This is a genomic window from Paraburkholderia sacchari (assembly GCF_000785435.2).
GTDB classification, from domain to species: Bacteria; Pseudomonadota; Gammaproteobacteria; order Burkholderiales; family Burkholderiaceae; genus Paraburkholderia; species Paraburkholderia sacchari.
The window spans coordinates 1031086-1054523 of sequence record NZ_JTDB02000002.1 but is presented as its reverse complement, the minus strand read 5'-3'; the positions used below and the strand labels follow the sequence as shown (position 1 = coordinate 1054523).

At 66.5% G+C, this 23438-nt stretch carries 22 protein-coding genes and 1 other RNA gene; 13 read left to right on the top strand and 10 right to left on the bottom strand.

The window, feature by feature from the left end; translation table 11 throughout:
• Positions 1–46: 46 nt before the first annotated feature.
• The 3 genes from NH14_RS11445 to NH14_RS11435 all read right to left on the bottom strand — a co-directional run bounded on the left by NH14_RS11445 (position 47) and on the right by NH14_RS11435 (position 7802).
• Positions 47–598: a fimbrial protein gene (locus NH14_RS11445; protein ID WP_035527411.1), complete on the bottom strand. Its 552-nt coding sequence runs from the start codon at positions 596–598 to the stop codon at positions 47–49.
• An 838-nt stretch (positions 599–1436) separates the two neighbouring features.
• Positions 1437–5912, bottom strand: a complete 4476-nt coding sequence (locus tag NH14_RS11440) for a translocation/assembly module TamB domain-containing protein (RefSeq protein WP_084225481.1) — start codon at positions 5910–5912, stop codon at positions 1437–1439.
• Positions 5913–6011: 99 nt separating this feature from the next.
• A complete protein-coding gene (locus NH14_RS11435; protein ID WP_084225513.1) occupies positions 6012–7802 on the bottom strand; it encodes an autotransporter assembly complex protein TamA in 1791 nt (596 codons plus the stop codon).
• A gap of 361 nt (positions 7803–8163) precedes the next feature.
• Between NH14_RS11435 and NH14_RS11430 the strand changes: the two genes are divergently transcribed.
• From NH14_RS11430 to panD, 4 genes are all read left to right on the top strand, one after another.
• Positions 8164–8349: a DUF3460 family protein gene (locus NH14_RS11430; RefSeq protein WP_035527416.1), complete on the top strand. Its 186-nt coding sequence runs from the start codon at positions 8164–8166 to the stop codon at positions 8347–8349.
• The gene (locus NH14_RS11425) at positions 8349–9305 is read left to right on the top strand and encodes a segregation and condensation protein A (protein WP_237179581.1); all 957 of its coding nucleotides are present in this window, start codon (positions 8349–8351) and stop codon (positions 9303–9305) included. The genes NH14_RS11430 and NH14_RS11425 overlap by 1 nt, the downstream gene beginning before the upstream one ends.
• Before the next feature lie 289 nt (positions 9306–9594).
• Positions 9595–10437 (top strand): pantoate--beta-alanine ligase, encoded by an 843-nt coding sequence (gene panC / locus NH14_RS11420; protein ID WP_035527418.1) that lies wholly within the window; start codon positions 9595–9597, stop codon positions 10435–10437.
• Between the two features lie 112 nt (positions 10438–10549).
• The gene (panD, locus tag NH14_RS11415) at positions 10550–10936 is read left to right on the top strand and encodes an aspartate 1-decarboxylase (RefSeq protein ID WP_028221186.1); all 387 of its coding nucleotides are present in this window, start codon (positions 10550–10552) and stop codon (positions 10934–10936) included.
• An 88-nt stretch (positions 10937–11024) separates the two neighbouring features.
• Here the strand turns inward: panD and NH14_RS11410 are convergent, their stop codons facing one another.
• Entirely contained in the window at positions 11025–11651 is a 627-nt protein-coding gene (locus tag NH14_RS11410) for a nucleotide-binding protein (protein WP_035527421.1), read from the bottom strand.
• A 266-nt stretch (positions 11652–11917) separates the two neighbouring features.
• Between NH14_RS11410 and NH14_RS11405 the strand changes: the two genes are divergently transcribed.
• The 4 genes from NH14_RS11405 to NH14_RS11390 all read left to right on the top strand — a co-directional run bounded on the left by NH14_RS11405 (position 11918) and on the right by NH14_RS11390 (position 15040).
• Entirely contained in the window at positions 11918–12337 is a 420-nt protein-coding gene (locus tag NH14_RS11405; protein WP_035527425.1) for a PaaI family thioesterase, read from the top strand.
• A 177-nt stretch (positions 12338–12514) separates the two neighbouring features.
• Entirely contained in the window at positions 12515–13087 is a 573-nt protein-coding gene (gene cobU / locus NH14_RS11400; RefSeq protein ID WP_035527427.1) for a bifunctional adenosylcobinamide kinase/adenosylcobinamide-phosphate guanylyltransferase, read from the top strand.
• Positions 13084–14025 (top strand): adenosylcobinamide-phosphate synthase CbiB, encoded by a 942-nt coding sequence (gene cbiB, locus NH14_RS11395; protein ID WP_035527636.1) that lies wholly within the window; start codon positions 13084–13086, stop codon positions 14023–14025. The genes cobU and cbiB overlap by 4 nt, the downstream gene beginning before the upstream one ends.
• Positions 14026–14098: 73 nt before the next feature.
• Entirely contained in the window at positions 14099–15040 is a 942-nt protein-coding gene (locus tag NH14_RS11390; RefSeq protein ID WP_084225515.1) for a cobalamin-binding protein, read from the top strand.
• Positions 15041–15070: 30 nt separating this feature from the next.
• On the opposite strand, the gene cobC is transcribed toward NH14_RS11390, so the two are convergent.
• The 5 genes from cobC to NH14_RS11365 form a co-directional block, all read right to left on the bottom strand.
• Complete coding sequence (cobC, locus tag NH14_RS11385; RefSeq protein WP_035527430.1) at positions 15071–15661, bottom strand: alpha-ribazole phosphatase; 591 nt, start codon at positions 15659–15661, stop codon at positions 15071–15073.
• The gene (locus NH14_RS11380; protein WP_176329243.1) at positions 15646–16413 is read right to left on the bottom strand and encodes an adenosylcobinamide-GDP ribazoletransferase; all 768 of its coding nucleotides are present in this window, start codon (positions 16411–16413) and stop codon (positions 15646–15648) included. Before NH14_RS11380 ends, cobC begins: the two co-directional genes overlap by 16 nt.
• Complete coding sequence (cobT, locus tag NH14_RS11375) at positions 16410–17489, bottom strand: nicotinate-nucleotide--dimethylbenzimidazole phosphoribosyltransferase (protein ID WP_035527433.1); 1080 nt, start codon at positions 17487–17489, stop codon at positions 16410–16412. Before cobT ends, NH14_RS11380 begins: the two co-directional genes overlap by 4 nt.
• Before the next feature lie 67 nt (positions 17490–17556).
• Complete coding sequence (locus NH14_RS11370; RefSeq protein ID WP_052148084.1) at positions 17557–18396, bottom strand: ABC transporter ATP-binding protein; 840 nt, start codon at positions 18394–18396, stop codon at positions 17557–17559.
• On the bottom strand, positions 18393–19415 hold the full coding sequence (locus tag NH14_RS11365; protein WP_035527646.1) for a FecCD family ABC transporter permease: 1023 nt from the start codon (positions 19413–19415) through the stop codon (positions 18393–18395). Before NH14_RS11365 ends, NH14_RS11370 begins: the two co-directional genes overlap by 4 nt.
• Positions 19416–19817: 402 nt before the next feature.
• On the opposite strand from NH14_RS11365, the gene NH14_RS11360 reads away from it, so the two are divergent.
• From NH14_RS11360 to NH14_RS11340, 5 genes are all read left to right on the top strand, one after another.
• On the top strand, positions 19818–20168 hold the full coding sequence (locus NH14_RS11360; RefSeq protein ID WP_035527436.1) for a hypothetical protein: 351 nt from the start codon (positions 19818–19820) through the stop codon (positions 20166–20168).
• The gene (locus NH14_RS11355; RefSeq protein WP_035527438.1) at positions 20165–20479 is read left to right on the top strand and encodes a cell division protein ZapA; all 315 of its coding nucleotides are present in this window, start codon (positions 20165–20167) and stop codon (positions 20477–20479) included. Before NH14_RS11360 ends, NH14_RS11355 begins: the two co-directional genes overlap by 4 nt.
• A gap of 98 nt (positions 20480–20577) precedes the next feature.
• Positions 20578–20758, top strand: a non-coding RNA gene (gene ssrS, locus NH14_RS11350) — 6S RNA.
• A gap of 119 nt (positions 20759–20877) precedes the next feature.
• On the top strand, positions 20878–21336 hold the full coding sequence (locus tag NH14_RS11345) for an EVE domain-containing protein (protein WP_035527441.1): 459 nt from the start codon (positions 20878–20880) through the stop codon (positions 21334–21336).
• 137 nt (positions 21337–21473) lie between these two features.
• Positions 21474–22205 carry an SIMPL domain-containing protein gene (locus NH14_RS11340; RefSeq protein ID WP_035527444.1) on the top strand — a complete coding sequence of 244 codons (732 nt, stop codon included), beginning with the start codon at positions 21474–21476 and terminating at the stop codon, positions 22203–22205.
• Between the two features lie 96 nt (positions 22206–22301).
• Here NH14_RS11340 and lgt read toward each other — a convergent pair whose 3' ends face one another.
• Entirely contained in the window at positions 22302–23216 is a 915-nt protein-coding gene (gene lgt, locus NH14_RS11335; protein WP_035527446.1) for a prolipoprotein diacylglyceryl transferase, read from the bottom strand.
• Positions 23217–23438 lie beyond the last annotated feature (222 nt).

Sequence of the window (23438 nt, the reverse complement as noted above, 5' to 3'; positions counted from 1 at the left end):
CTTAAAGATGGGAGCACACACGCGCCCCCATCCGCACATCAGTTGATTACTGGTAAGCCATCGAGTAAGTGACGCTAGTGGTCACGCTACCCGCGGTTGCGCCGCCAGCCGGCGAGACGTACTGTGCCGCGTATTGCAGATTAGCCTTGCCGCCCGAGATTGCGACGGATTGCGAATTCTGCGCGTTGTCGCCCTTGCTCGCATCGATAACCTTCATGGCGCCGTTGTAGTCGACCAGTTGGACTTCCACGTTGGAGGCAGTGCCATTGTTCAGCAGGTTGCCGTTGCTCAGCGTGTTGGCACCGTATTCCCAGAAGGTGTGGACGTTGCCCGTCGACGGCGTGCAGTTTTGCAGGGCGATGTTAAAGCCCGTCGCGCCAGCAACCGTGCCTGCGCCCGACAGTTCCGAAGCCGACAGAGTCGGCAGCGTGACCGTGAAGTTGTTGCCTTGGCCGTCGCCGCTCACGTCGCACGTGTTGGCCGTCAGTTCGCCGTTGATCGTCAGGATGCCGCCATTGCTTGCGGGGCCTGCCGCGTGTGCTGCCGAGGCGGTGAGACCGATTGCCGCGATGATCAGAGGAAACGCAATTTTTTTCATAAGTAATTTACCGAAAGGTATCCGTAGTGACGGGACCGGGTGAATAAACGAGCCAGGGTGCGCGAACCCGCGCATGAAACATACGGTGCTGTGATTGACGATGGGTTCGTTGCCGCTAGTCGCTCCCCCGTAACAAGGGGTATTTTTATTATTGTGGATCTACCTACAGACCGTAATCAGAAGATTCCTAATCTGATTGATGCAATCTGGGAACACGCTTAGATTCACACTGACAACCCTGTCCACATGGCCGATGGCCCTGGAAACTGTTTGACGAAATTTAACGTAATTGAGTACTGGCACGTCCCAAAAGTGAAGAGAAAATCGAGGACCATTGACACATTGGCGTAAGCACCGTCGGAATCACGCAAGAAATCATCAAGGCACCACAGGGATTTGCTCGCTATCCGCTGAATCGTTGGCTCGAGCGACCCGATTTCGCTACGGCAAAGGGTGATTTGGATTATTCGAAATTCATTTCAAAAATTATGAGAAATTGCTCAACTTTCAATCTCAATCCAAAGATTTCTCCCAGCACACTGATCCGCGTGTGCTGCGTTTGCCAAAGCAGCTCTGGTGTCTTCCCTCGTGAGAGGAATTTCGCAAGAAAAAAAAGCACCCCGCAGGGCAACTCACGCGGAGTGTTTTTTGCACATCGAGCCGAAGCGTCGAGCCGCATGATGCAGTGTCAATCGGCTGACGGCGGCGCGGGAGTTTTGTCGCGCGGCATAACGGAAAACAGCGCATCGCTAGCAAAATACGATGCGACAAGCGCGCTCGTATGTTGTCGAGTCCGCCAACGTGCGGCTTTACCCGGGGCGAGCTTCGCTGCTTCCCGCTACCACTTGATGCGGTCGTAGCGCCGCGTATAGAGCACGTCGGCGCCGTAGAACGTGCCGCCATAAGCGGTCACCGACCAATAGCGCGTGAGATTGATAGTGGCCTTGATCGCGTTCGAAGCCGACTGCAGCCCTTGCTCGTAACCGAGCACGAACCGCTCGTTGATGGCCTTGGACAGCATCACGACCTCGGGATCGGTGAGGCCGACCTCGCTGCGTCCGATCGAGAATTCGTCGAGTCCGATGCTCTGCGCAATGCGCTTGCCCTGCTCGCTGCCAAGCAGCGCCAGCGCCGTCGTCATCGCGTTCTGCTGGCCGACGTTGTTGCCCTGGTCGGTGCCGTGGCCGAACAGCAGCCACGAAAGCTTGTCGCTGTCGGGCACGTTCGGCTCGGAAACGAGCTTCGCCACCGGCGCCTGCACCGTTCCTGTCACCTGCACGCCCGCTTCGACCTGCTGGTTGCGCCGCATCGCGAGAATGTTGATGCCCGGATTGCCAACCGGCCCGTTGAAGGTGAAGTAGCCGTTCTCGATGTTGAGCTTGGTGCCAAACGCCGTGTACGTGGACCCTTCGGTCACGCGCACGTTGCCGACCGCGCGCAGCGGCACATCGGGCGCGCTGGTCACGGTGATGGTGCCGGCGAGTCCCAGATCCGCGCCCTGGCCATGGAAACGGAAGTCGCGCCCGAGGCTGATGGCGATGTTCGAGCGCGGCGCGAAGCGCGGCGCGGGCTTTTTCGACGCAGTCTCTTCGACCGGCGGCGGCATGCCGCCCGTGGTCGTACCGTCAGGCCGCACGATCACGATGTCGTCGCCGAGCGTGGGCGCGGCCGACTCGGGCATGTCGAAGCGCGCGTGATCGACGGTGAACTTGCCGTCGATCTGCATGCCGCCCAGATGCCCGCCATTGGCGACGGTCGCGCTGCCCGACAACGACAGCTTGCGATCGGGCGAAGCAAACAGTTCGAGCTGATCCGCGATGATGTTCGCGGTGAGATCGGGCTCGGCATTGTCGAGCCGCACGCGGCCTGTCGCGCGCAGGGTGCCGCTTGTCGCGCCGTGGAACTCGACCTGCTGGAAGTCGACGAGATTCTTCGAGAGCGCGATGCGGATCACGCCGTCCTTCAGCTCCAGGCCCTGATCGACGACCGTCGCGGAAATGCCGTCGCCGATGAGCGAGCCCGTGAGATTTGGCTTCGCGAGCGTGCCGCCCAGCGCGAGGTCGAGCGCGAGATGGCCGTCGAGCAAATAGCTCGGGCCCAGCAGGCCGCCGGTGGTCTTGAGCGAGGGCACGTTCGCCCTGATCGTGCCGCCAAGCGGTGCCTCGTCGGCTACTGTGAGCATGCCGTCGCGCGCCACCAGCGTGGTGTTCGTGTCGATGTCGAGCACGCCCACGCGGCTCGCCTGCGCATGCGCCGTGAACGTGAGACGGTTGCCGCCGCTGAAGGCCGCACGCGCATGGAGGTCGCCGATGCCGAGCGAGGCAAAACCGCGCCCGATCTCGGTCGTGATGTCGCCCGAGCGGCGCTTCACCTGCACATAGCCGCTCGCGCTCTGGCCAAGCGAGAAGTCCCAGTCGCCATCGAAGATCAGGTCGGACCTGAGCGTGGACGGCACACCCGTGAACTGCTGGCGCAACTGCAGGATGCGCGCGACCGAGACATTCGTGAGCGCGCCCGCCGAGCGGATGCGGCCGTGGTCGAGGTCGAACGACTTCAAGTCGAGCAAGGCGCCAACGGCCGCGATGCGCGCCGCGCCAAGCGTGACCTTGCCAGGCCCCGCGCTCACCGTCACCGGCGACTCCAGCTTCACGCCAGGCACGCCGCGATTCTCGAGTTGCGTCACCGTGCCGTCCCAGCGCGTGCCTTCGCTCGTGTCCGAGAGCTTGCCGTTGGCCGCCACCGCGACGTCGACCGGCTGCCCCTGCACCCGGCCCTTCGCGCTCGCGGTGAGCGTGTGCTTCGCGCGCGTGCCGGCAAGGCGCGCGCTCAGCGCCGTGATGTCGATGCCCGCCACGGCGATGCCGCTTGCGTCGGCACTAAAGGCGAGCGCGCCGTTCGCACCGTCGCGCGCCTCGGCCCGGCCCTCGGCGTGGCCGACGCGGTTCTCGCCGAACATCACGTTTTCGGCCTTGTAGTCGAGCGTCACGTCGGGATGCGCGAGCGTGCCGGTCAGGTCGCCGCTCGCCGCCAGCTGGCCCGCGACGCCGAAGCCGAGCCGGTCGAGCTGCGGCGCATCCACGCGAAAGCGCAGGCGGTCGCCGCGCGCGCCGAAGCTGCCCTGCAGGTCGACGGTATTGCCCGCGACCGAGAGATTCGCGCGGCTCGGCAGGACGCGCGAACCCGCGAGCTGAACGAGGCCCTCGCCGGTGAGCGGCAAGTCGTCGTAGACGCTCGGACCGAGTTTGAAGCCGGCCTTCGTCGTGAAGGTGGGCGCGAGCATGCCGCTTGCGTTGAGCGTGCCGTTCACGCGCGCCGTGATGCGGCGCGCCGGGGGCTTCGGCGCGGCTTTGCGCGGGGGAGTTTTGGGGGCGGCGGCTTGAGTGGCGCTTCGAGTGGCGCTTCGGGTAGTGTTGCGCGCAACATTCTGCGCGTTCGCCTGCTCGCTTGTCTTCGCCGCATTGAGCGCCGGGTTCATCGCCGGATTGAGCGCGAGGTTGCGCTTCGGATTCAAAGCGTCCTTTTCCGCGGCGCGCTGCGCATCGGTGGGCGCCGCGGGCTTCGCCGCCTTGTGCGCCGCCTCGGTGCGCGCCGGCGCCTGCGTCGTCAGCGAGAGCGGATCGAAGTCGGTCAGCACCGCCTTGAGCGTGTAGCTCGAATTGGCGTCATGCTTGAGCGCGCCCGAGAGATCGAGACGTCCGGCACCCGAGCTCAGCCGCACGTCGTTGAACGCGAGGCGCGCGGGATCTTGCGTCACCTTGCCTTGCAGGCGCAGCGCGGCCTTCGGATCGGCGAGATCGAGTGCGACGCTCTGCGCGTCGCCGGCGATGCGCACCGTGATCGGGCCCGCGAGCTGGGTCGGAATCACGCTCGCTTCGAGCGCGTTCAGGTCGAATGCCGCCACCTTGAGGTCGAAGCGGCCGTTGCGCCCGCTCAGCACGCCGCCGCCCGTCACCGTGGCGTTCTTCACGAGCCTCACGCTCAGGTTCGAAAGGCGCTGCGTGTGCGCGTCGAGCACGACGTTCGTGTGCGCGTCGATGAGCGGCAGCAGATGCGCGTCGATGGCCCCTGGCTTCGCGTTGACGATCGACACCGTGCCCGCGACCGTGAAACCTGCTGCGTTGGGGTTCTCGCGGCGCGGCGCGGCGCTAGAAGCGCTAGAGGCGCTCGATGCACCCTTCGGACTCTTCGCCCCTTTTTCACCCTTCGTATCCTTTGCCCCGGACGCCGCGGCCTGCGACGCCGCCTCGGGCACGAACGGCTTGACCCCGCCCTGCGCGGGCGCAAGGTCGGCGCGCAGCGCAAGGTCGGCGAACGGCGCGCCCGGTGCGAACGCCTGCGGGTTCACGTGATCGAAGGCCAGCGTCACGCGCTTGAGCGGCACCGCCGCGAAGGGCGCCGCCTCGGCGTGCGCCTGCCCCGTCAGCTTCATGCCGCTCGCCGTGATATCGGCGCTGAGCGCCTCGAGTGACCCGCCGAGGTGTGCGCTCACCTGCACGTCCTCGTTGTTGACCTTGCCCGCATAGCCGAGGTCGCCCGAGAGCGGGAACGGCCGCACGCCGTCGAGCTTCGCGCTCGCGTTGACCGCGCCAAACGGCGTGTCGAGCTGCTCGATGGCCGCCTCGTGATACCGCCCGTCACTGCGCCCGTGGAATGCGAAATTCGAAAGCTCGGTGGCCGAGGTGCCCTCGTGCAAGGTGAGCTTCTCCACGCGCAAATCGCGAATCTCGAGCGCGAGCGGCAACCGCAGGTCGCCGGGCAGCGTCATCGGCGACGAAGGCTCGGTGGACGGCACGATGCGCGCGTCGATATCGCCCACATGCAGATAGTCGAGCACGAAGCGCCAGGGCTGCCCCTCGTGGATCTCCAGCGCCCACTGGCCGCTCGCGCGGTCGATCGCGAAAGTCGTGCCGTCCTTGCCGCGCCAGCGCACGTCGCGCAGGCGCAGGCCCGTTGCGATCGTGCCGCCGTCGAGCCTGCCTGCAAGCTGCCCGCCCAGCACCTTGACGGCGGCGCGCCAAGCCCAGGCCGTGCCACGCTCGGTCGTCGCCACGCCATAGACGAGCCCGGCAACGACCGCCACGATCAGCACGGGCGCGACTATCGCCCACGCAAGCGACTTCCACAGACGACGCCAGCGGCGCGGCGGCGGCGCATCCGCGCCACCGGCTCCGTTCGCGCCATCGCCACCATGGCCGCCCGCCGGCGGCGTTTCGGACGGCGGCGCACCGCCCCCCTCCGACGGCGCGGCAAAGGCCACCGCGGCCACCACAGCCACCGGCCAACCCGCGCAACGCCAGCTCTCGCGCGCGCTCATGCGGCGCCTCGCACGGCGCAAGGCCCGTTGGCGGAGCGCCCCTTGGCGAGCAGCGGCATCGAAACAGCGCGGAGCGTGGCGAGCGTCATTATCAGAAGGTCAGAAGGCGATTCCGAGAGTCACGTAGGGCCGCACTCTGCGGTCGCGAAAACCGTACGCGAGGTCGAGATTGACCGGGCCGACGGGGCTGCGCCAGCGCGCGCCAAAGCCCGCGCCCGGATAGAAGACCTTTTCCCCCCAGGTGTCGGTGGCGGTGCCGACATCGAAGAAAACCGCGCCGCCCCAGTCGTGGTTGAACCAGTGCTGATATTCGGCCGATCCGGTCACGAGATACTTGGTCGGCAGAATCGAGCCGTCGACGTTATTGCCGATGCTCTGGAACGCGTAGCCGCGCACCGAGTTCGAGCCGCCCGCGCGAAACAGCAGCGACGCCGGCACGTTCGACGAACTGCTTCCCGTGAAAACGCCGCCCAGTTCGGCGCGAAACAGCACGATGTCGTCGCGGCCGATCGGCAGGTACTGCTGGCCGCGCATGGCGCCGCGCACAAAGGTGGCGTCGGAGCCCGCGCCCTTCACGCCGAAACTGGCCTCCACGCGCACGAGGTTGCCCGAGCGCGGAAACAGCGGATCGTCGACGTTGCGGCGCGTCCACGACCACTGTGGCGTCAGCGCGCGGGCCATGGTGGGCGGCCCGGCATTCTGGTAGAGGCGGTCCTGGTAGTAGAGCAGCGAATACGCAAAGTCGATGTTCTGCGACGTGCGCGTGCGCTGCACGCCCGCGCGCAGGCTGTAGATCGTGGTGTCCGAGACGTCGGTGGTCGTGTACGACGCGAGCACGCTGTTGGTCCACGCGTGCTCGCCTGGCGGCATCGAAAGCTGAATCTGGCCGTACTTCTGGATCTGGTCGAGCCGCCCCGAAAGCTGCAGCGGCCATGCCGAACCGAAGGTGTTCAGATAGGTGTACGAGCCCTGGACGTGCGCGCCGGTGTCGGTCGAGTAGCCCACGCCGCCGCGGAAATTGTTGTACGGATACTCGCTCACCTTCACGTGCAGCGGCGTCTGCTCGGGCTTTTGCGCGTTGTCGTCGACGTCGATGGCCACGCTCGCGTAGTACGGCGTGTTCTGGATCTGGCGCTGCAGTTCGGTCACGCGGTGGACGTCGTAGATTTCGCCAGGGGTGATCGGGTTCACGTTGTTCACGATCCGCTCCGGGTAGCGCCGCGTGCCCGAGACGTCGATCTGCCCCATCGTGAAGGTCGGGCCGCTGTCGAATGTGACGGAAAGCTTCGCGTCGTGCTGGAGCGGGTCGATGCGAGCCTCGGAGCGCACGATCTTCGCGCCCAGGTAGCGGCGCGCCTGCAGCGCCCTGAGCGCCGCGCTCTTGGCGCCGTTCCAGCCGGACTGCGTGAAGGCATCGCCCTCGCGCAGCGAGAACGCGAAGCGCGTGGCGTTTTCCTGCGCGGGATCCTCGGTCCGCACCGCCCCGCTAAAGGTCAGGGTCACCGCCGAGATGGTCGTGCGCGGGCCCGGATCCACATGCACGATCACGCGGCGCTTGCCGTTCTCGCCCGCGTGCACGTCGGTGCGCACGACCGGCGTGAAATAGCCTTCCGTGGCGGCAAGGTCGCGCACCTGCTGCGGCGTGGCCGTGATGAGAAAGTCGAACTGGTCGTCGCTGACACCTGGCCGCGTGGAAAAGCGCGCGATGTCGAGGTGCGCTTCGAGCAGCTTGCGCAACTCGCGCGGCGAGGTCTCGACTTCAACGTCGTAGTAGGTGCGCTTGTGCGACCACGGCAGCAAATCGACCAGATCGGCCCGCGCGGGCGCCGCGCTCATGAGGCTGACGAGGAAGCTCACGGCAAGCCACGCGAAGAAGCGCAGCGAGCGCATCTGCACGCGCGCAACGGCATACCCGTGCCGCGTCACCCGCGAGGGACGCTGCTTCACGCGCGACGCTACGTTCACCCTTCCCGCCAAACAAAACCTCCAGCCGTGGTTCTTTTTCCGTTGCACACGCCGGGCGCGGGCGCAAACGCGTTATTTCACCACATCGGCGCTCCAAAACCCCAGGATGCAGCGCAAAAAGGGCCGCAAGAAGCGTTGTAACCCGGCACCATGGCCGCCCGGGACTGGGCTCCGGCATCGCCCGCCCGGATGTTCCACGTCCCGCGCTTGCGGTAAAATTCCCGCCGACACGCGACAATCACATTGAATCGCACTAATCGCAAACTACCCGCGACGGACATTCGCCATGTATCAGTCGGAAATCACGCAGTTCCTGAATCAGCTCAAAGAGCAGAAGCCCGGCCTCGAAGAGCAGCAGCGTAAAGGCCGCGCGCTCCTGTGGGACAAGCAGCCGCTCGACCTCGAAGAGCGCGAGCGCCAGCAAGCCTCGCGCGTCAAGCAAACGCCCTACGTCTACTACCAGAACTTCTGATGGCCGAGGCCGACGGGGCCGATATGGCTAACGAGGCCGAGGGGAAGGCCGCTACGGGTCATGCCCTTGCGGCCGCAGCCGAAGCGCATCACGCTGCGGCTAACCCGGCCAGCGCGGCCAGCCCAGGCGACGCGCTCACCGCCCCCGCCACGGATTCGACGCCCGACACGGTCGACGGCGTCGCGTTCGCACGCCTGTACGGCGAGCCGCTCTTCAAGCTCCCGCAAGACCTCTACATCCCGCCCGACGCGCTCGAAGTCTTCCTCGAAACGTTCGAGGGCCCGCTCGATCTGCTGCTCTACCTGATCCGCAAGCAGAACTTCAACGTGCTCGACATCCCGATGGCGGATGTCACGACACAATACCTCGGCTACGTCGAGCAACTGCGCAAGACCAACCTCGAACTCGCCGCCGAATATCTGCTGATGGCAGCCATGCTCATCGAGATCAAATCGCGCATGCTGCTGCCGGTCAAGAAGGCCGACACGGGCGAGGAAGCCGAAGACCCGCGCGCCGAACTCGTGCGGCGCCTGCTCGAATACGAGCAGATGAAGCTCGCCGCGCAACGCATCGACCGTCTGCCGCAGCTCGGCCGCGACTTCCTGCGCGCCGAGGTCTATATCGAGCAAAGCATTACGCCGCGCTTTCCCGACGTGGACAGCAACGACCTGCGCGCCGCGTGGGCCGACGTCATCAAGCGCGCGAAGCTGGTCCAGCACCACAAGATCTCGCGCGAAGAACTTTCGGTGCGCGAGCACATGAGCGTGATCCTGCGCAGGCTCCAGGGCGCGCGCTTCATGGAATTCTCCGAACTCTTCGACACCACGCGCGGCGTGCCCGTCGTGGTCGTGAACTTCATCGCCATGCTCGAACTCGCGCGCGAATCGCTCATCGAGATCACCCAGGCCGAACCGTTCGCGCCGATCTACGTGCGCCTCGCGTACTTGCCCGCCTAGTTTGCTTGCCCAGGCGGCAAGCCCGCCCGCGCAGCCGGTCCGCGCCGGAAATCGATCCCACCTCGATCCAACCCCATATAGCCTCCCGCAGGCGAAGCCAGCGCGTGGCCAGGATAATCCCCCATCCGAAGCGGCTGCGCTGCACGCCTAAATCCTCTACAATCGCCCGCGCCTGCCCCCCACGGGCCGGGCACACGCCATCCGGCCAGCCGCGCGCCTTCAGTGCGCCGCGCGTTTTGCCGCTTGCCGCAACCTGTCTTGCCCCGTGCGAGGCATAACGCATCCGATCATGAAAGTCATCAGCTCGATTCAGGAACTGCGCGACCAGTTGCGCGGCCAAAACCGCACCGCGTTCGTTCCGACCATGGGCAACCTGCACGAAGGCCACCTCTCGCTGATGCGCCTCGCGCGCCAGCACGGCGACCCGGTGGTGGCCAGCATCTTCGTCAACCGCCTGCAGTTCGGCCCGAACGAAGACTTCGACAAATATCCCCGCACGCTCCAGGACGACATCGAGAAGCTGCAGAAGGAAAACGTCTACGTGCTGTTCGCGCCCACCGAGGCCGACATGTATCCGCAGCCGCAGGAATACCGCGTGCATCCGCCGCACAATCTGGGCGACATTCTCGAAGGCGAGTTCCGGCCCGGCTTTTTCGAAGGCGTATGCACGGTCGTCATGAAGCTGATGTCGTGCGTGCAGCCGCGCGTCGCGGTGTTCGGCAAGAAGGATTACCAGCAGCTGATGATCGTGCGCGCGATGTGCCAGCAGTTCGCGCTGCCCACCGAGATCATCGCGGCCGAAACCGTGCGCGACACCGACGGCCTCGCGCTCAGCTCGCGCAACCGCTACCTCTCGCCCGCCGAACGCGCGGAAGCGCCGCAACTGGCGCTCGCACTGCGCGGGATTCGCGAAGCCGTGCTTTCGGGCCGCCGCGACTTCCAGCAGCTCGAACTCGAAGCGATGGCCGCGCTCGCCGCGCGCGGCTGGCAGCCCGACTACATCGCCATCCGCAAGCGATCGAACCTGCTGCCCCCCGCAGCCGGCGTTGCCGCCGATGGGGATGCGCCGCTCGTCGTGCTGGCCGCGGCCAAGCTAGGCCCCACGCGCCTGATCGACAACCTCGAGATCTGAGCGCCGCGCGCCGTTTCATCCGTTTTCCAGCTGATTTTTTTGCATTTTTCGCGCCGTTTTTTCCGCATCACCCGCGGCGGGCCGCGCGCCCGCTCGCCTGAGGAGACTCACCATGCAACGCCATATGCTCAAGTCGAAGATCCACCGCGTCGCCGTCACGCACTGCGAGCTGCACTATGAAGGCTCGTGCGCGATCGACGAGAACCTGCTCGAAGCGGCAAACATCGTCGAAAACGAGCGCATCGACATCTGGAACATCAACAACGGCGAGCGCTTCACGACCTACGCGATCAAGGGCGAGCGCGGCAGCGGCATGATTTCGCTGAACGGCTCGGCCGCGCGCCGCGCGCAACTGGGCGACCTCGTGATCATCGCGGCTTTCGCGAATGTGGAAGAAGAAGAGCTGAAGGCGGGCTGGAAGCCGGACCTCGTGTTCGTCGACGAGAACAACCGCATCAAGGGCAGCCGCGACCACGTGCCGACGCAAAGCTGGACCTGATCGGGCGCGCCACACCCGGGCGGCCCTGGCCTTGAGCGCCAGCGCCGCCCGGCGGCAACGCAGGCGCCGGCCGGCGTTTATTTGGCACTTATTTGCCATTTACCCACTCGATAATCGAGCGCCACTGCTCGAGATCCTTCTCCACGCGGCTTTTCGCGACGTCCCACAGCGTGAGCCCGTGGGCGGCCATCTGCACGTAGTTCTGCGTGTCGCGCACATAACCCAGCACGGGCAAATCCAGCCCTTCCACGAAGCGCTGCAACTGCTCGGCCGAGCGCGTGCGCGCGTCCACCCGCATGCCCACCACGCCCACCTTGATTGCACCCTTTTTCACCGCCTTTTCCTTGGCGAGCCGGTCGAGAAAGTCCTTGGTTGCGAGAATGTCGAACATCGAAGGCTGCAGCGGCACGATCACCTTGTCCGCGAGGGCGACGATCGCGGCCAGCCGGTTGCCGTGCAGGCCCGCCGGCGTATCGATGATGGCGTGCTCGAGCCCTTTGGGCGGCTTCGCCGGGTTATCGAGATCGACGCTCCAGTTCTCGATGGCTGGCAGCGTCTCGGGCCGCAGGTCGAGCCATGCGTGCGCCGATTGCTGCCGGTCGAGGTCCGCGAGCGCGACCCACTCGCCTTGCGCCGCAAAATAGCCGGCCAGATTGGTGGACAGCGTGCTCTTGCCAACGCCGCCCTTGGGGTTCGCCACCACGATCACCGTCATGAATGCTCCCGTCAGGATGGCTGGCGCGCGGGCCAGCCGGTTTGCCGATTCTGCTGAATTCTGCCGATTTCGCTTCCGCCTGTGGCGCTGCTGCCGCTGCGGCCAACCCATGCCGCGCACGCCAGCCGCCGGGAAGCCGCGCGGCACACCGATGCGCCGACGCAACCGTCCGATAATATCGGCAAATGCGGCGGCGCCGAAGTCCGGCCCGTGCGTGCGCCGAACTTTGCCCCCTATTTTCCGACAATCAAGGAGTCCCTTCTGCCATGAGCATCTTGCGCACCGATATCACCATTGATTCCCTGCAGCAGCGCCAGCGCGGCCGGCTGCCAGGGCTGATCGGCTTTCGCGCGGTCGCGCTCGACCAGGGCCTGATGCGCGGCGAGCTCGACATCCGCGACGAACTACTCGCGCCCAATGGCTTCCTGCACGCCGCCACGGTCATCTGCCTCGCCGATACGGCCTGCGGTTACGGCTGCTTCGCGCACCTGCCGCCCGGTGCGAAGAACTTCACCACCATCGAACTCAAGAGCAACTTCATGGGCACGGCGCGCGAAGGCACGCTGAGCGTGGTCGCGACCGGCGTGCATCTCGGGCGCAGCACGCAAGTTTGGGACGCCACCGTGACAGGCCCGGACGGCAAAACCACCGCGCTGTTTCGTTGCACGCAGATGGTGCTGTACTAAAGCGGGTTCAGCAGGCCTCGCTGAAGCGCGCCCGTTTCAGCCCCGTCGCGCCGTAAAGGCGCGTCGGATCGAGGCTGGCTTCGAGCGGGCTGCGCCGCGCAACGCCCTGCGTCCAGCCACGCGCTCCCGCCGCCATCGCCATCGATCTGACGAAAGACTAGCCGCTACAATCGCACGATGATTTCCCGCGACCTCACCTTCATTGTCGGCGGCGCGCGTTCTGGCAAGAGCGCCTACGCCGAACGCCTCGCCACCGAAAGTGGCCTGCCGGTCACCTATATCGCCACCGCCAGCATGCCTGGCGGCGAGCACGCCGATGCCGAATTCGCCGCGCGTGTCGCGCATCATCGCGCGCGGCGGCCCGCCCATTGGGAGCTGATCGTCGCGCCGCACGATCTCGCCGGTGCGCTTAACGCCGCAGCCACACCCGGCCAATGCGTGCTGATCGACTGCCTCACGCTCTGGCTCGCCAACCTGCTGTGCCCGCCCGAGTCCGAGACGCCGCTGCCCGACTGGCGTGCCCGCCTCGACGCCTTTGCCGCCGCCTGCGAGCGCGCGAGGCGCGCCGACTGCGCCGTGCTCGTGGTGAGCAACGAGATCGGCATGGGCGTGGTGCCGATGGGCGCGGCCACGCGCCTTTACGTCGATGAGCTTGGCCGCCTGAACCAGCGCATCGCCGCGCTCGCCGACCGCGCGACGCTCGTGGCGGCCGGTCTGCCGCTCGTGCTCAAAGCGCCGCCATCGTGCTGACGGCACTGAGCCTGCCCGCCACCGCCGCCCTCGCCGTGGCGGGCGTAGCCGTCGACCGCTGGCTTGGCGAGCCGCGCCACGCGCATCCGCTGGTTGCGTTCGGCAAGCTCGCGAACCACATCGAAAAACGGCTGAACACCGGCCGGCGCGGCCGCCCGCTCGGCCTCGCGGCCTGGCTGCTGGCCGTTGCGCCGCCCGTTGGGCTCGCGGCGCTGCTGTGCGCCGTGCTGCCCTGGCCGCTCGCGTGGACGTTGCATATCGCGCTGCTGTGGTTCGCGCTCGGCGCGCGCAGCCTCGAAGAGCACATCGCGCCGATTGCGCATGCGCTCGCGCAACGCGACCTCAGCGCCGCACGCACGCTGACCGCGCGCATCGTCTCGCGCGATACCGCGAACGCCGACGCGACCGCGCTTGCGCGCGCGGCCTGCGAATCCGCGCTCGAAAACGGCAACGACGCGATCTTCGGCGCGCTGTTCTGGTTCGCGATTGCGGGCGGACCCGGCGCCCTTGCGTTTCGCCTCGCCAACACGCTCGACGCCATGTGGGGATATCGCACGCCGCGCTTTTTGCGCTTCGGCTGGGCGGCCGCGCGCATCGACGACGGGCTCAACTGGATTCCCGCGCGCCTCACGGCCGCGGGCTATGCGCTGCTCGGCGACACGCGCGCCGCCCTGCGCTGCTGGCGCGAGCAGGCGCCGCGCTGGGAGAGCCCGAACGCGGGTCCGGTGATGGCCGCCGGCGCGGGCAGCCTGAACGTGCTGCTGGGCGGCGCGGCGGTCTACCACGGCGCCGTGGAGGAACGTCCCGCGCTCGGCGCGGGCGCGCCGCCGCGCGCCGAAGACGTGGCTGCCGCGTTGCGTCTGGTCGAGCGCACGACGATCCTTTGGCTCGCCGTGCTCCTTGCACTGGCTTTCCTGAGCGTGGCAACCCATGTCTGAGGTACAACTCGACACCGCCGCGCGCATGATCGCGCACGGCGGCAATCTGCGCGAAGCCGCACAGCGATATGGCATGGCCCGGGACGCGTGGATCGGTCTCTCGACCCGCATCTTCGTCGCGGCTTGCACCGCTTGCGCTGCACTCGCAACCGGAACCGCCTGCGCCGCCACAATCAGCGCCGTCGACGATGCCGGCGAAACCGTCACGCTCGCCGCGCCCGCACAACGCGTCATCAGCCTCTCGCCGCACGCAACCGAGTTGATCTACGCAGCGGGCGGCGGCGCGAAGCTCGTGGGCGCGGTCGCCTACAGCGATTACCCGCCGCAGGCGCAAAGCGTGCCGCGCGTCGGCGATAACCGCGCGTTCGACCTCGAACGCATCGCCGCGCTCAAGCCCGATCTGATCGTCGTATGGCGGCATGGCAATGCGCAGCAGCAAATCGACCGCCTGCGCGAGCTGCACATCCCGCTCTTCTTCAGCGAGCCGCATCGGCTCGACGACGTGGCAACCTCGCTCACGCGGCTCGGCGCGCTGCTAGGCACGCAAAAAACCGCTGCGCAAGCGGCGCTCGCGTATCGCCGCACGATCGCGCAATTGCGCACGCGTTACTCGCTGCGCGCGCCGGTGAAGGTGTTTTACGAAGTCTGGGACCGGCCGCTCATGACGATCAACGGCGAGCACATGATCAGCGACGTGATCGCGCTATGCGGCGGACGCAACGTCTTTGCCGCGCTGCGCCCGCTGGTGCCCACGCTCTCCACCGAAGCCGTGCTGGCCGCCAATCCCGATGCGATCATTACCGCGTCGCAAGGCGCGACGGCGCCGGACCAGCCGCTGCCCGCGCTCGCGCACTGGCGCGCGTGGCCCCAGGTGCAGGCTGTGGCGCGCGGCAATCTCTTCTCCATCGACGGCGATCTGCTCACGCGGCCCGGGCCGCGCATCGCGCAAGGCGCGGCGCAGTTGTGCGAGGATCTCGATCGCGCGCGTTCGCGTGATGCGAGCACCGCGAATTAATCCGGGATCCGAATAAACCGGCGGCGCATGTCACGCGTTCCAGCGTGCGAGCAGCCACTCGCCGCCCGACGACTCGCGGCGCAACGTGACGATCGCCGCCATGCCGAGCGGCCAGCGGGCGCAGCGCGCGAACGGCAAGTCTAACGCGCGCGCGGCAACCGCGCGAATCACGCCCGCATGCGCAACGGCCCAGACGCGCTCGTGCGCCCCGGCATCGAGCCCATCGAACCACGCCGACACCCGCGCGTAGAACTGCGCGACGCTCTCGCCGCCATGCGCGCGCGCATGCTCGAAGTCGGCGGCCCAGGCGTCGATCTGCGCGCGCTCGATGGCGTCCCAGCGCTCCATCTCCCACGCGCCGAAGTCCATCTCCGCAAGACGCGCATCTTCATGCGGAGCCACGCCGTCGTGCATCTGCCCGAGCACCCGTGCCACGCTCGCGCAACGCGCAAGCGGACTCGTTTCGATGCGTTGCGGCGCGCGCACGTCGAGCGCCGCAAGGCGAGCGGCAATCGACGCCGCGCCGGCATCGGCGGCTGCGGCAAGCGCCACGTCGGATTTGCCGTAACACACGCCCGTCTCCACCGCCACGGCAGGATGACGAATCAGGACGAGATCCATGCGAGCCCCATCAAATAGATCGCGAGCTCGAACACCTGCTGCGCGAAGCCGAGGCAATCGCCCGTGTAACCGCCGATGCGCCGCACGAAATACCGCCCGAGCCCACAGCGCAGCATGCCGAGCACCGCGAGCGTGGCCACGCCCGCGCGCCAGTCCGGCCACGCGGGCCAGAAGAGCCACGGCAGGCCGAACACGAACGCACAGGCGAGCGCGAGCGCGCTCATGCGTTGCGCGACCGGCTTGGCCTTGCCCTCGGGCCGCACGTAATCGAGCGAGACGAGGTAGCTGATCGCGAGCGCGCGGCTCGCCGCATGGCCGGCGATCATGAGCGTGGCGGCACGCAACGGCGGCAGCGCGGCAAGCGTCTGCCACTTCAGCGCCAGCGAGACCACGATGCCGATGGCGCCGAACGCGCCGATGCGCGAGTCGTGCATGATGCGCAGCACGTCCTCGCGCTGATACGCGCCGCCGAATGCGTCGATGCAATCGGCGAGGCCGTCTTCATGGAATGCGCCCGTCGCGAGCAGCGTCGCGGCCATCGAGAGCAGCACCGCCACGCTCGCGGGAAACACGTGGAGCGCCGCGAGGTAAACAAGCGCCGCCAGCGCGCCGATCAACGCGCCCACCAGCGGAAAATAGCGCGCCGCCGCGTTCAGCCATTGCGGCTCGAAGCCGACCCAGCGCGGCACCGGCACGCGCGTGAAATAGCCGAGCGCCGTGAAGAAGTAACGCAGTTCCGCCAGCGGATTCAATGCCCACGCTCGCTCTCGTCCACGCCGGCGGACTCGAAGCTCGCCATTTCATTGAGAAATGCCACGGCCGCGCGCAGGAGCGGCACGGCCAGCGCGGCGCCCGTGCCCTCGCCCAGACGCAGATCGAGTGCGAGCAGTTCGCGCGCGCCGAAATGATCGAGCATGCGCCGATGCCCCGCCTCGTTCGACGCATGCGCGAACACGCAATACTCGCGCACGTGCGGCGCGAGCGCGTCCGCCACCAGCAGCGCCGAAGTCGCGATGAAACCATCGACGAGAATCGCCATGCGCTGGCGCGCCGCTTCGAGAAACGCGCCCGCCATCATCGCGATCTCGAAGCCGCCGAAGGTTGCGAGCACATCGATCGGCTCGCGCGCATTCGGGTGACGTGCGAGCGCCGCCGCGAGCACGTTGCGCTTGCGCGCGAGGCCCGCGTTGTCGAGCCCCGTGCCGCGCCCCACGCATTCGTCGATGGGCACGCCGCACAGGCGGCTCATCAGGCACGCAGCCGATGACGTATTCGCAATGCCCATCTCGCCGAAACCGATCACGTTGGTGCCGAGCGCCGCGTGATGACGCACGCGCGCCGCGCCCGCCGCGAGCGCGGCAATGGCCTCGTCGCGCGTCATCGCGGGTTCGTGCGCGAAGTTGCGCGTGCCGCGCGCGAGCGGCAGCGAGACGAGCCTTGAAATGTCAGCTAACGGCGGCAGAGGCGGCAATGGGGTTGCAACCCCGGCATCGACGATCTCCAGCTCGAGTCCTGCCACGGCGCTGAACGCGTTGATGGCCGCGCCGCCCGCGATGAAGTTCGCGACCATCTGTGCGGTCACTGCCTGCGGATACGGGCTCACGCCTTCGTTGGCGATGCCGTGGTCGCCAGCGAACACGATCATCACGGGACGCTCGACGCTCGGGCGCGTGCTGCGCTGGATCAAGCCGAGCTGGCGCGCGAGCGCCTCGAGTCGACCGAGGCTGCCGGGGGGCTTGGTCTTGGAGTCGATGAGGTGCTGAAGCGCGTTGCGCAGCGACGGATCGAGCGGCTCGACAGCCAGCAATTCGGAAAGCGTTGAAGTCATGTTGGTTTCAGTTCGGTTCAATGCGCGGTTCAACGCGCGGTTCAATACCGCTCGCGCGCAGAAGGCGTCAGCGCTCGCGTGGAAGTTCGAAAGCAGCCACGAGCGCCTCGTGCACGCCCTCACGGATCAGCCTGAGGGGGTGGCCGAAGGCCGCGCTCGCGCGCTCCGCCGTGAGCACGTCGCGCACGGGACCCGCGAAGCAGCCACCACGGCCGTCGAGCAGCAGGGCGTGCGTCGCGTAGCGCCGTGCAAGATTGAGATCGTGACAGGAAAACACGACCACGCGCGACCCGGTATTCACCCAGTGCGAAAGCGCTTCCATGCAGGCGATCTGATGATGCAGGTCCAGATGCGAGAGCGGCTCGTCGAGCAGCAAAAGCGGCGCGCCCTGGCAGAGCACCGCCGCCAGCGCGACGCGCTGGCGCTCGCCGCCCGAAAGCGAGAGCACATCGCGCGCGGCGAAGGCTTCAAGACCGAGCGTCGCAAGCGCGGCGTGCGCGGCGGCGCGATCCTCCTCGCTTTCCCAGCCCCAGCCCACGAGGTGCGGATAGCGATTGAGCAGCACCGTGTCGAGCACGCTCGCGCTGAATGCGTCGCGCACGTCTTGCGGCATCAATGCGCGGCGAAGCGCCAGGCGCACCGGCTGCCAGTCGCGCAACGCAATGCCGTCGACTTCGACGTGGCCCGCCGCGCTCTCGCGCAGGCCCGCGAGCGTTGCGATCAAGGTGGTCTTGCCCGCGCCGTTCGCGCCGGCCACGCACCAGATCTCGCCCGCATCGAAGCACTGCGTGAGCCCTTCGATCAGCGTGCGCGCGCCCGTGCGCAACGTAAGCGCATGCGTAGCGAGCAGCGGCTTTTCGTAGGCCGGGTTGTGACCTGAAGCGTGGTGGCTGGCGTCGATGCTCATGGCGTGCGCCTCTTGAGCAGCATCCACAGGAACACCGGTACGCCCGCGAGCGCGGTCACGACGCCCACGGGCAACTGCGTGGGCGCGGCAATCGTGCGCGCTACGAGATCGGCGCCCATCACTGCGAGACCGCCCGCGAGCGCGGCCGCCGGCACGAGCATGCGCTGGTCGTTGCCGAACGCGAGCCGCAACATGTGCGGCACGACGAGCCCGACGAAGCCGATGGTGCCGCCCGTGGTGACGGCCGCCGCCGCCGCGAGCGATGCCGCGAGATAAACACCCACACGCAAGCGCAGCACCGGCACGCCGAGCGCCTGGGCGGCCGCGTCGCCGCGCAGCAGCACGTTCAGGCGGGGCGCTGCGCTCACGCCGAATCCAAGCACGAGCGCAAGCGCAATCAGCGCTGACCATGGCATGCCCGCGCCGTTAAGGTCGCCGGTGAGCCAGAACAGCATGCCGCGCAGGCTTGCTTCGGGAGCGAGCGTCAGCAGCAGCGTGATCAGCGCGCCCCACCCCGCCGCCGTCACCGCGCCCGTGAGCAACAGGCGCGGAGAACTGTCCTGCGGTTCGCCACGCCAAAGCTCGCGGCGCGCGAGGCCGAGCACGAGCAGGATCGACACGAAAGCGCCCGCACAAGCGCTCGTCTGCACGGCCCACCACGCGGCGCCCGCGATCATCGCCACCAGCGCGAACGCGGCAGCGCCGCCCGAAACGCCCAGCACGTACGGTTCGGCGAGCGGATTGCGCAACAGCACCTGAAGCAGCGCGCCCGCGAGCGCGAGCAGCGCGCCGCACGCGAAGCCGCCGAGCGCGCGCGGCAAGCGCAGCGTGCGCACGACCTCGCTTGCCATGTCGTTGGCGTTTTGTGCAGCCGTAGCGCCCGGTGCGGCGGGCACGAGCGCATGCAGCGCCTGCGCGAACGTCACCGGGACGCTGCCGATCGCGAGCGACGCCACGAAGACCGCGAGCGCGGCCACGGCAAGCACGCACCAGATCGTTGCCGCGCGGCGCGCATTCATCGTGCGACGCAGCACATTGGCGCCGCAAGCGCGCGGCGAAGCCGGCGCATGGGTGCCGCGCGATTTATCGGAGTTGACGGTTCGCATCGTCGAAAGGGGTCGATCCCGGGACACTGACACGCGCGATCGTTAGAGGGCGAAACGGAGGCTGGCAAGTGTAGGAGGGCCCCGTGCGAGCGTCAAGAAAGCGTCATTATTGCGCGAAACGCGGCGACAACCGCGATATGAGGGCCGGCCCTCGCACGGCGCAAAACGCGTTCCCGGCTGTCGCCTGCCGGCCCATGTCGGTCCAAAAACGGCAAGAAGCCAACATGAAGCGGTGCTGTTACGTCTGGAAACGTCGCAGTTGTCGGAATACGCGACAATCCGCGCTAGAATGCCTGTCTTTAGAGGACGCAGCAGATGCTCAACGAACTCGAAACACTCTCACAAAACATCGGGCGGCTGATCGAGATTAATCAGCGCCATCATGAAGCACGCGTGGCGCTCGAAGAGCAACTTGCGCAATTGCAGGCGCAGTGCGAAGCGACCCGCGCCGAACTCGACCAGGTGCGCGAAGAGCGCAACGCGCTGCAGGCCGAGCGAGATGGGCTCTCGGCCAAGATCGACGACGCCCAGGTCCGTCTGAACGCAATCCTCGAAAAGCTGCCGCGTGCACGCACGGGCGCGGAGCGCGACAACCAGCTCGACTTGCTCGGGCCGTCGCAAAACGCTGACGACGACAACGCGGCTCGCCACGGAGAAAATGCATGACGACCAAACAGATCGAAGCGACGATTCTCGGCCAAAGCTATCGCCTCGCCTGTTCGCCGGAAACCGAAAACGCGTTGCTCGAAGCCGTGGCGCGCGTGGACGCGGAAATGTCGAAGATCCGCAATCACAGCAACGTGCGCGGCACGGACCGCATCGCTGTGATGGCCGCGCTCTCGATCGCGTCGGAATTGCTGCGTTTGCAGACCAGCGTGCGGCACGGCGAAGCATTCCCAGCGGAAGAAATCCGTCGTACAATGCACCAAATGAATGAGCAGCTTGGCGCAGTCATCCAGCAGTACGGCGTTCAATAAAAGCCGCTACATAAAGGATTAAAATCGCGCTACAGTGATGCTCAACGGAAAGGTCCACAAGACGTTTCCTCCTGCAGCAAAGAGAAACAGTTTAGTCAGCTTCCCTGCCTGGTTCGCCAAGGTCATATATTCCTTGAACCAATGCCATGTGCACGGTTGCGGAAATTTGTAGCACGGGCGTGCGCGTCACTAGTCTGATGTACCCAAAGTGCTGCTAACTGCGACCAATTCTGAACCTCCGGTTCAGGATGCCGGCCTAGCGGCTAAGGCGGGGACCTATTCAAACGGCATCGGACTTACGTCCGATGCCGTTTTCCTTTTGTGCTTCCCTTTTGGCGTTCCGTGTTCACTGCGCCAACGCTGTTTCCCCCTCCACTTCCGACGTGTTACTTCGACTCATGCGCTATTGGCTGATGAAGTCCGAACCCGACGAAGCAAGCATCGACGATCTCGCGAACGCCCCGCAGCGCACGCTGCCGTGGACTGGCGTGCGCAACTATCAGGCGCGCAATTTCATGCGCGACACCATGCAGATCGGCGACGGCGTGCTCTTCTACCATTCGAGCTGCCCCGAGCCCGGCATCGCGGGTCTCGCGCAAGTCTCGTCCACGCCATATCCCGATCCCACGCAATTCGATCCGAAGAGCCCTTATTACGACGCGAAATCCACGCAGGAAACGCCGCGCTGGATGCTCGTCGACGTGGTGTTCAAGAAGAAGTGCCCGCTCATTGCGCTCGCCGCGCTGCGCGAGCACGAGGAACTCGCAGACATGCGCGTGCTCGCCAAAGGCAATCGCCTGTCCATCACGCCGGTCACCAAGGCCGAATGGGACTTCATCACCAGGCGGCTAATGTAAGCGCGCCTGCGTCAATCTTTAAAGACTGCAAAGCCGCCCTGCTCCGGCGGGAACCCTGCGCGGCCCACCCCGCCTAACGAACACGCAAACGGCACGCACGTGCCGTTTTGCGAATCTGTTCTGCCAGGAGCCCAAATATGAAGAGAAAAACTGTCGTCACGCTCGCCGCCGCACTCGCCGCCGCTGTGCCGCTTGCCATGACGCTCGCGCCGGGCGCCGCATTCGCGCAGAGCGATGCGCGCTATCAACCGGCGGGCGTGCTGTCGCTTTCCGCCCAGGCAAGCGCGGAAGTCCCGCAGGACGTCGTCACGATTACGTTGTTCTACGAGCAGGAAGCAAAGGATCCCGCATCGCTCACGGCCACGCTCAATCAGCGCGCCGACCAGGCGCTGCAAAAAGCCAAGGGCGTCGCGGGCGTGACCGCGCGCTCGGGCCAGTTCTCGATCTATCCGTCAACCGATCGCGACGGGCGCATTTCGGCATGGCGCGGCCGCACGGAAGTCGTGCTCGAATCGCACGACTTCTCCGCCGCCTCGAAACTCGCCGGCGATATTGCTTCGGTGATGCAGGTGGGCAACGTGCAGTTCTCGCTCTCGCCCGAGGCCCAGCGCGCCGCCGAGCAGAAGCTCTCGGGCCAGGCAATCGCTTCGTTCCGCGAGCAGGCGGCCGCGAATGCGCGCGCATTCGGCTATAGCGGCTACACGGTCCGCGACGTGAATGTGGGCCATCAAGGCGTGATGCCGCGTCCGTTGATGATGATGAGCGCGCGCGCCATGTCGGCCGACGCGAAGGCAGCACCGCCGGTGCCGCTCGAAGGCGGCACGTCCACCGTCACAGTCAACGTGTCGGGCTCGGTGCAGATGAAGTAACGCGCGCGAGGCGCACCGCAAAAAAAGAAAGCCACGGCAAAACCGTGGCTTTCTTCATGGTGCGCTCAGTGCAGCGCGAGTCACCTCAATGCGACATCAGCTCCTGGCGCCCATGGCCTGCTGCGCACCGTTGCCGCGTTTGGCGCGGCGATACGCCCAGATCATCATCAGCACGCCCGCGACGATCATCGGCAGCGAGAGCCATTGCCCCATCGAAAAGCCCAATGCGAGCAGGCCGAGGAAATCGTCGGGCTCGCGTGCGAACTCCACGGTGAAGCGCGCGAGACCATAGCCGATCAGGAACATCGCCGAGATCGCCCCCACGGGACGCTGTTTGCGCGCGAACAGAATCAGCACGATGAAGAGCGCAACACCTTCGAGCGCGATTTCATAGAGCTCGGACGGATGACGCGGCAGCAAATGATATTGCGCGAACACGTCGTTCAGATGCCACTGCGCGGCTTGCTGCGGATGCGCGGAAAGCCACGCGGCGTCGTCGTTGGCCGCGCCCGGGAACAGCATGGCCCACGGCGCGTCCGGCGAGGTCACGCGGCCCCACAGCTCGCCGTTGATGAAGTTGCCAAGACGCCCCGCGGCGAGACCCGTGGGCACCATCGGCGCGACGAAGTCGGTGACCTGCAGCCAGGTGCGCCCGCGCTGCCACGCGAACAAGACCATCGCGAAGGTCACGCCGAGAAAGCCGCCATGGAACGACATGCCGCCTTCCCATACCTTGAAGATGTCGAGCGGATGCGCGAAGTACCAGCTCGCCTTGTAGAACACCACATAGCCGAGGCGCCCGCCCAGCACCGTGCCGAGCACGCCGTAGAACAGCATGTCGTCGATGTCCTTGACGGTCCAGCCCTGCGCGGCCACGTACGGCAGGCGCAGGCGCAGCCGGCCGATCACGATCGCGAGGATGAAGCCGACGAGATACATGAGGCCGTACCAGCGCACGGCGAGCGGCCCCAGATGAATGGCGATGGGGTCGAAATTCGGGTGGATGAGCATCGTGGAATCAGTGCTTGTCGGCGGTGAGGTTTGAAATCGAGTTGTAAAATCAGCACAAAAATGCGCGGCGCGAGCGTTGGACGTTTTCAACGCTGCGCAGTTCGCATCGCGTGCTGCGGCGACACATTATCGCCGAGACGCGCACGCATGAACCGAAACACGCCCCCGCGCACTTCCCCGGGCGGCTCACTGCGGGCTCACTGCAGATTCGGGGACCGATGG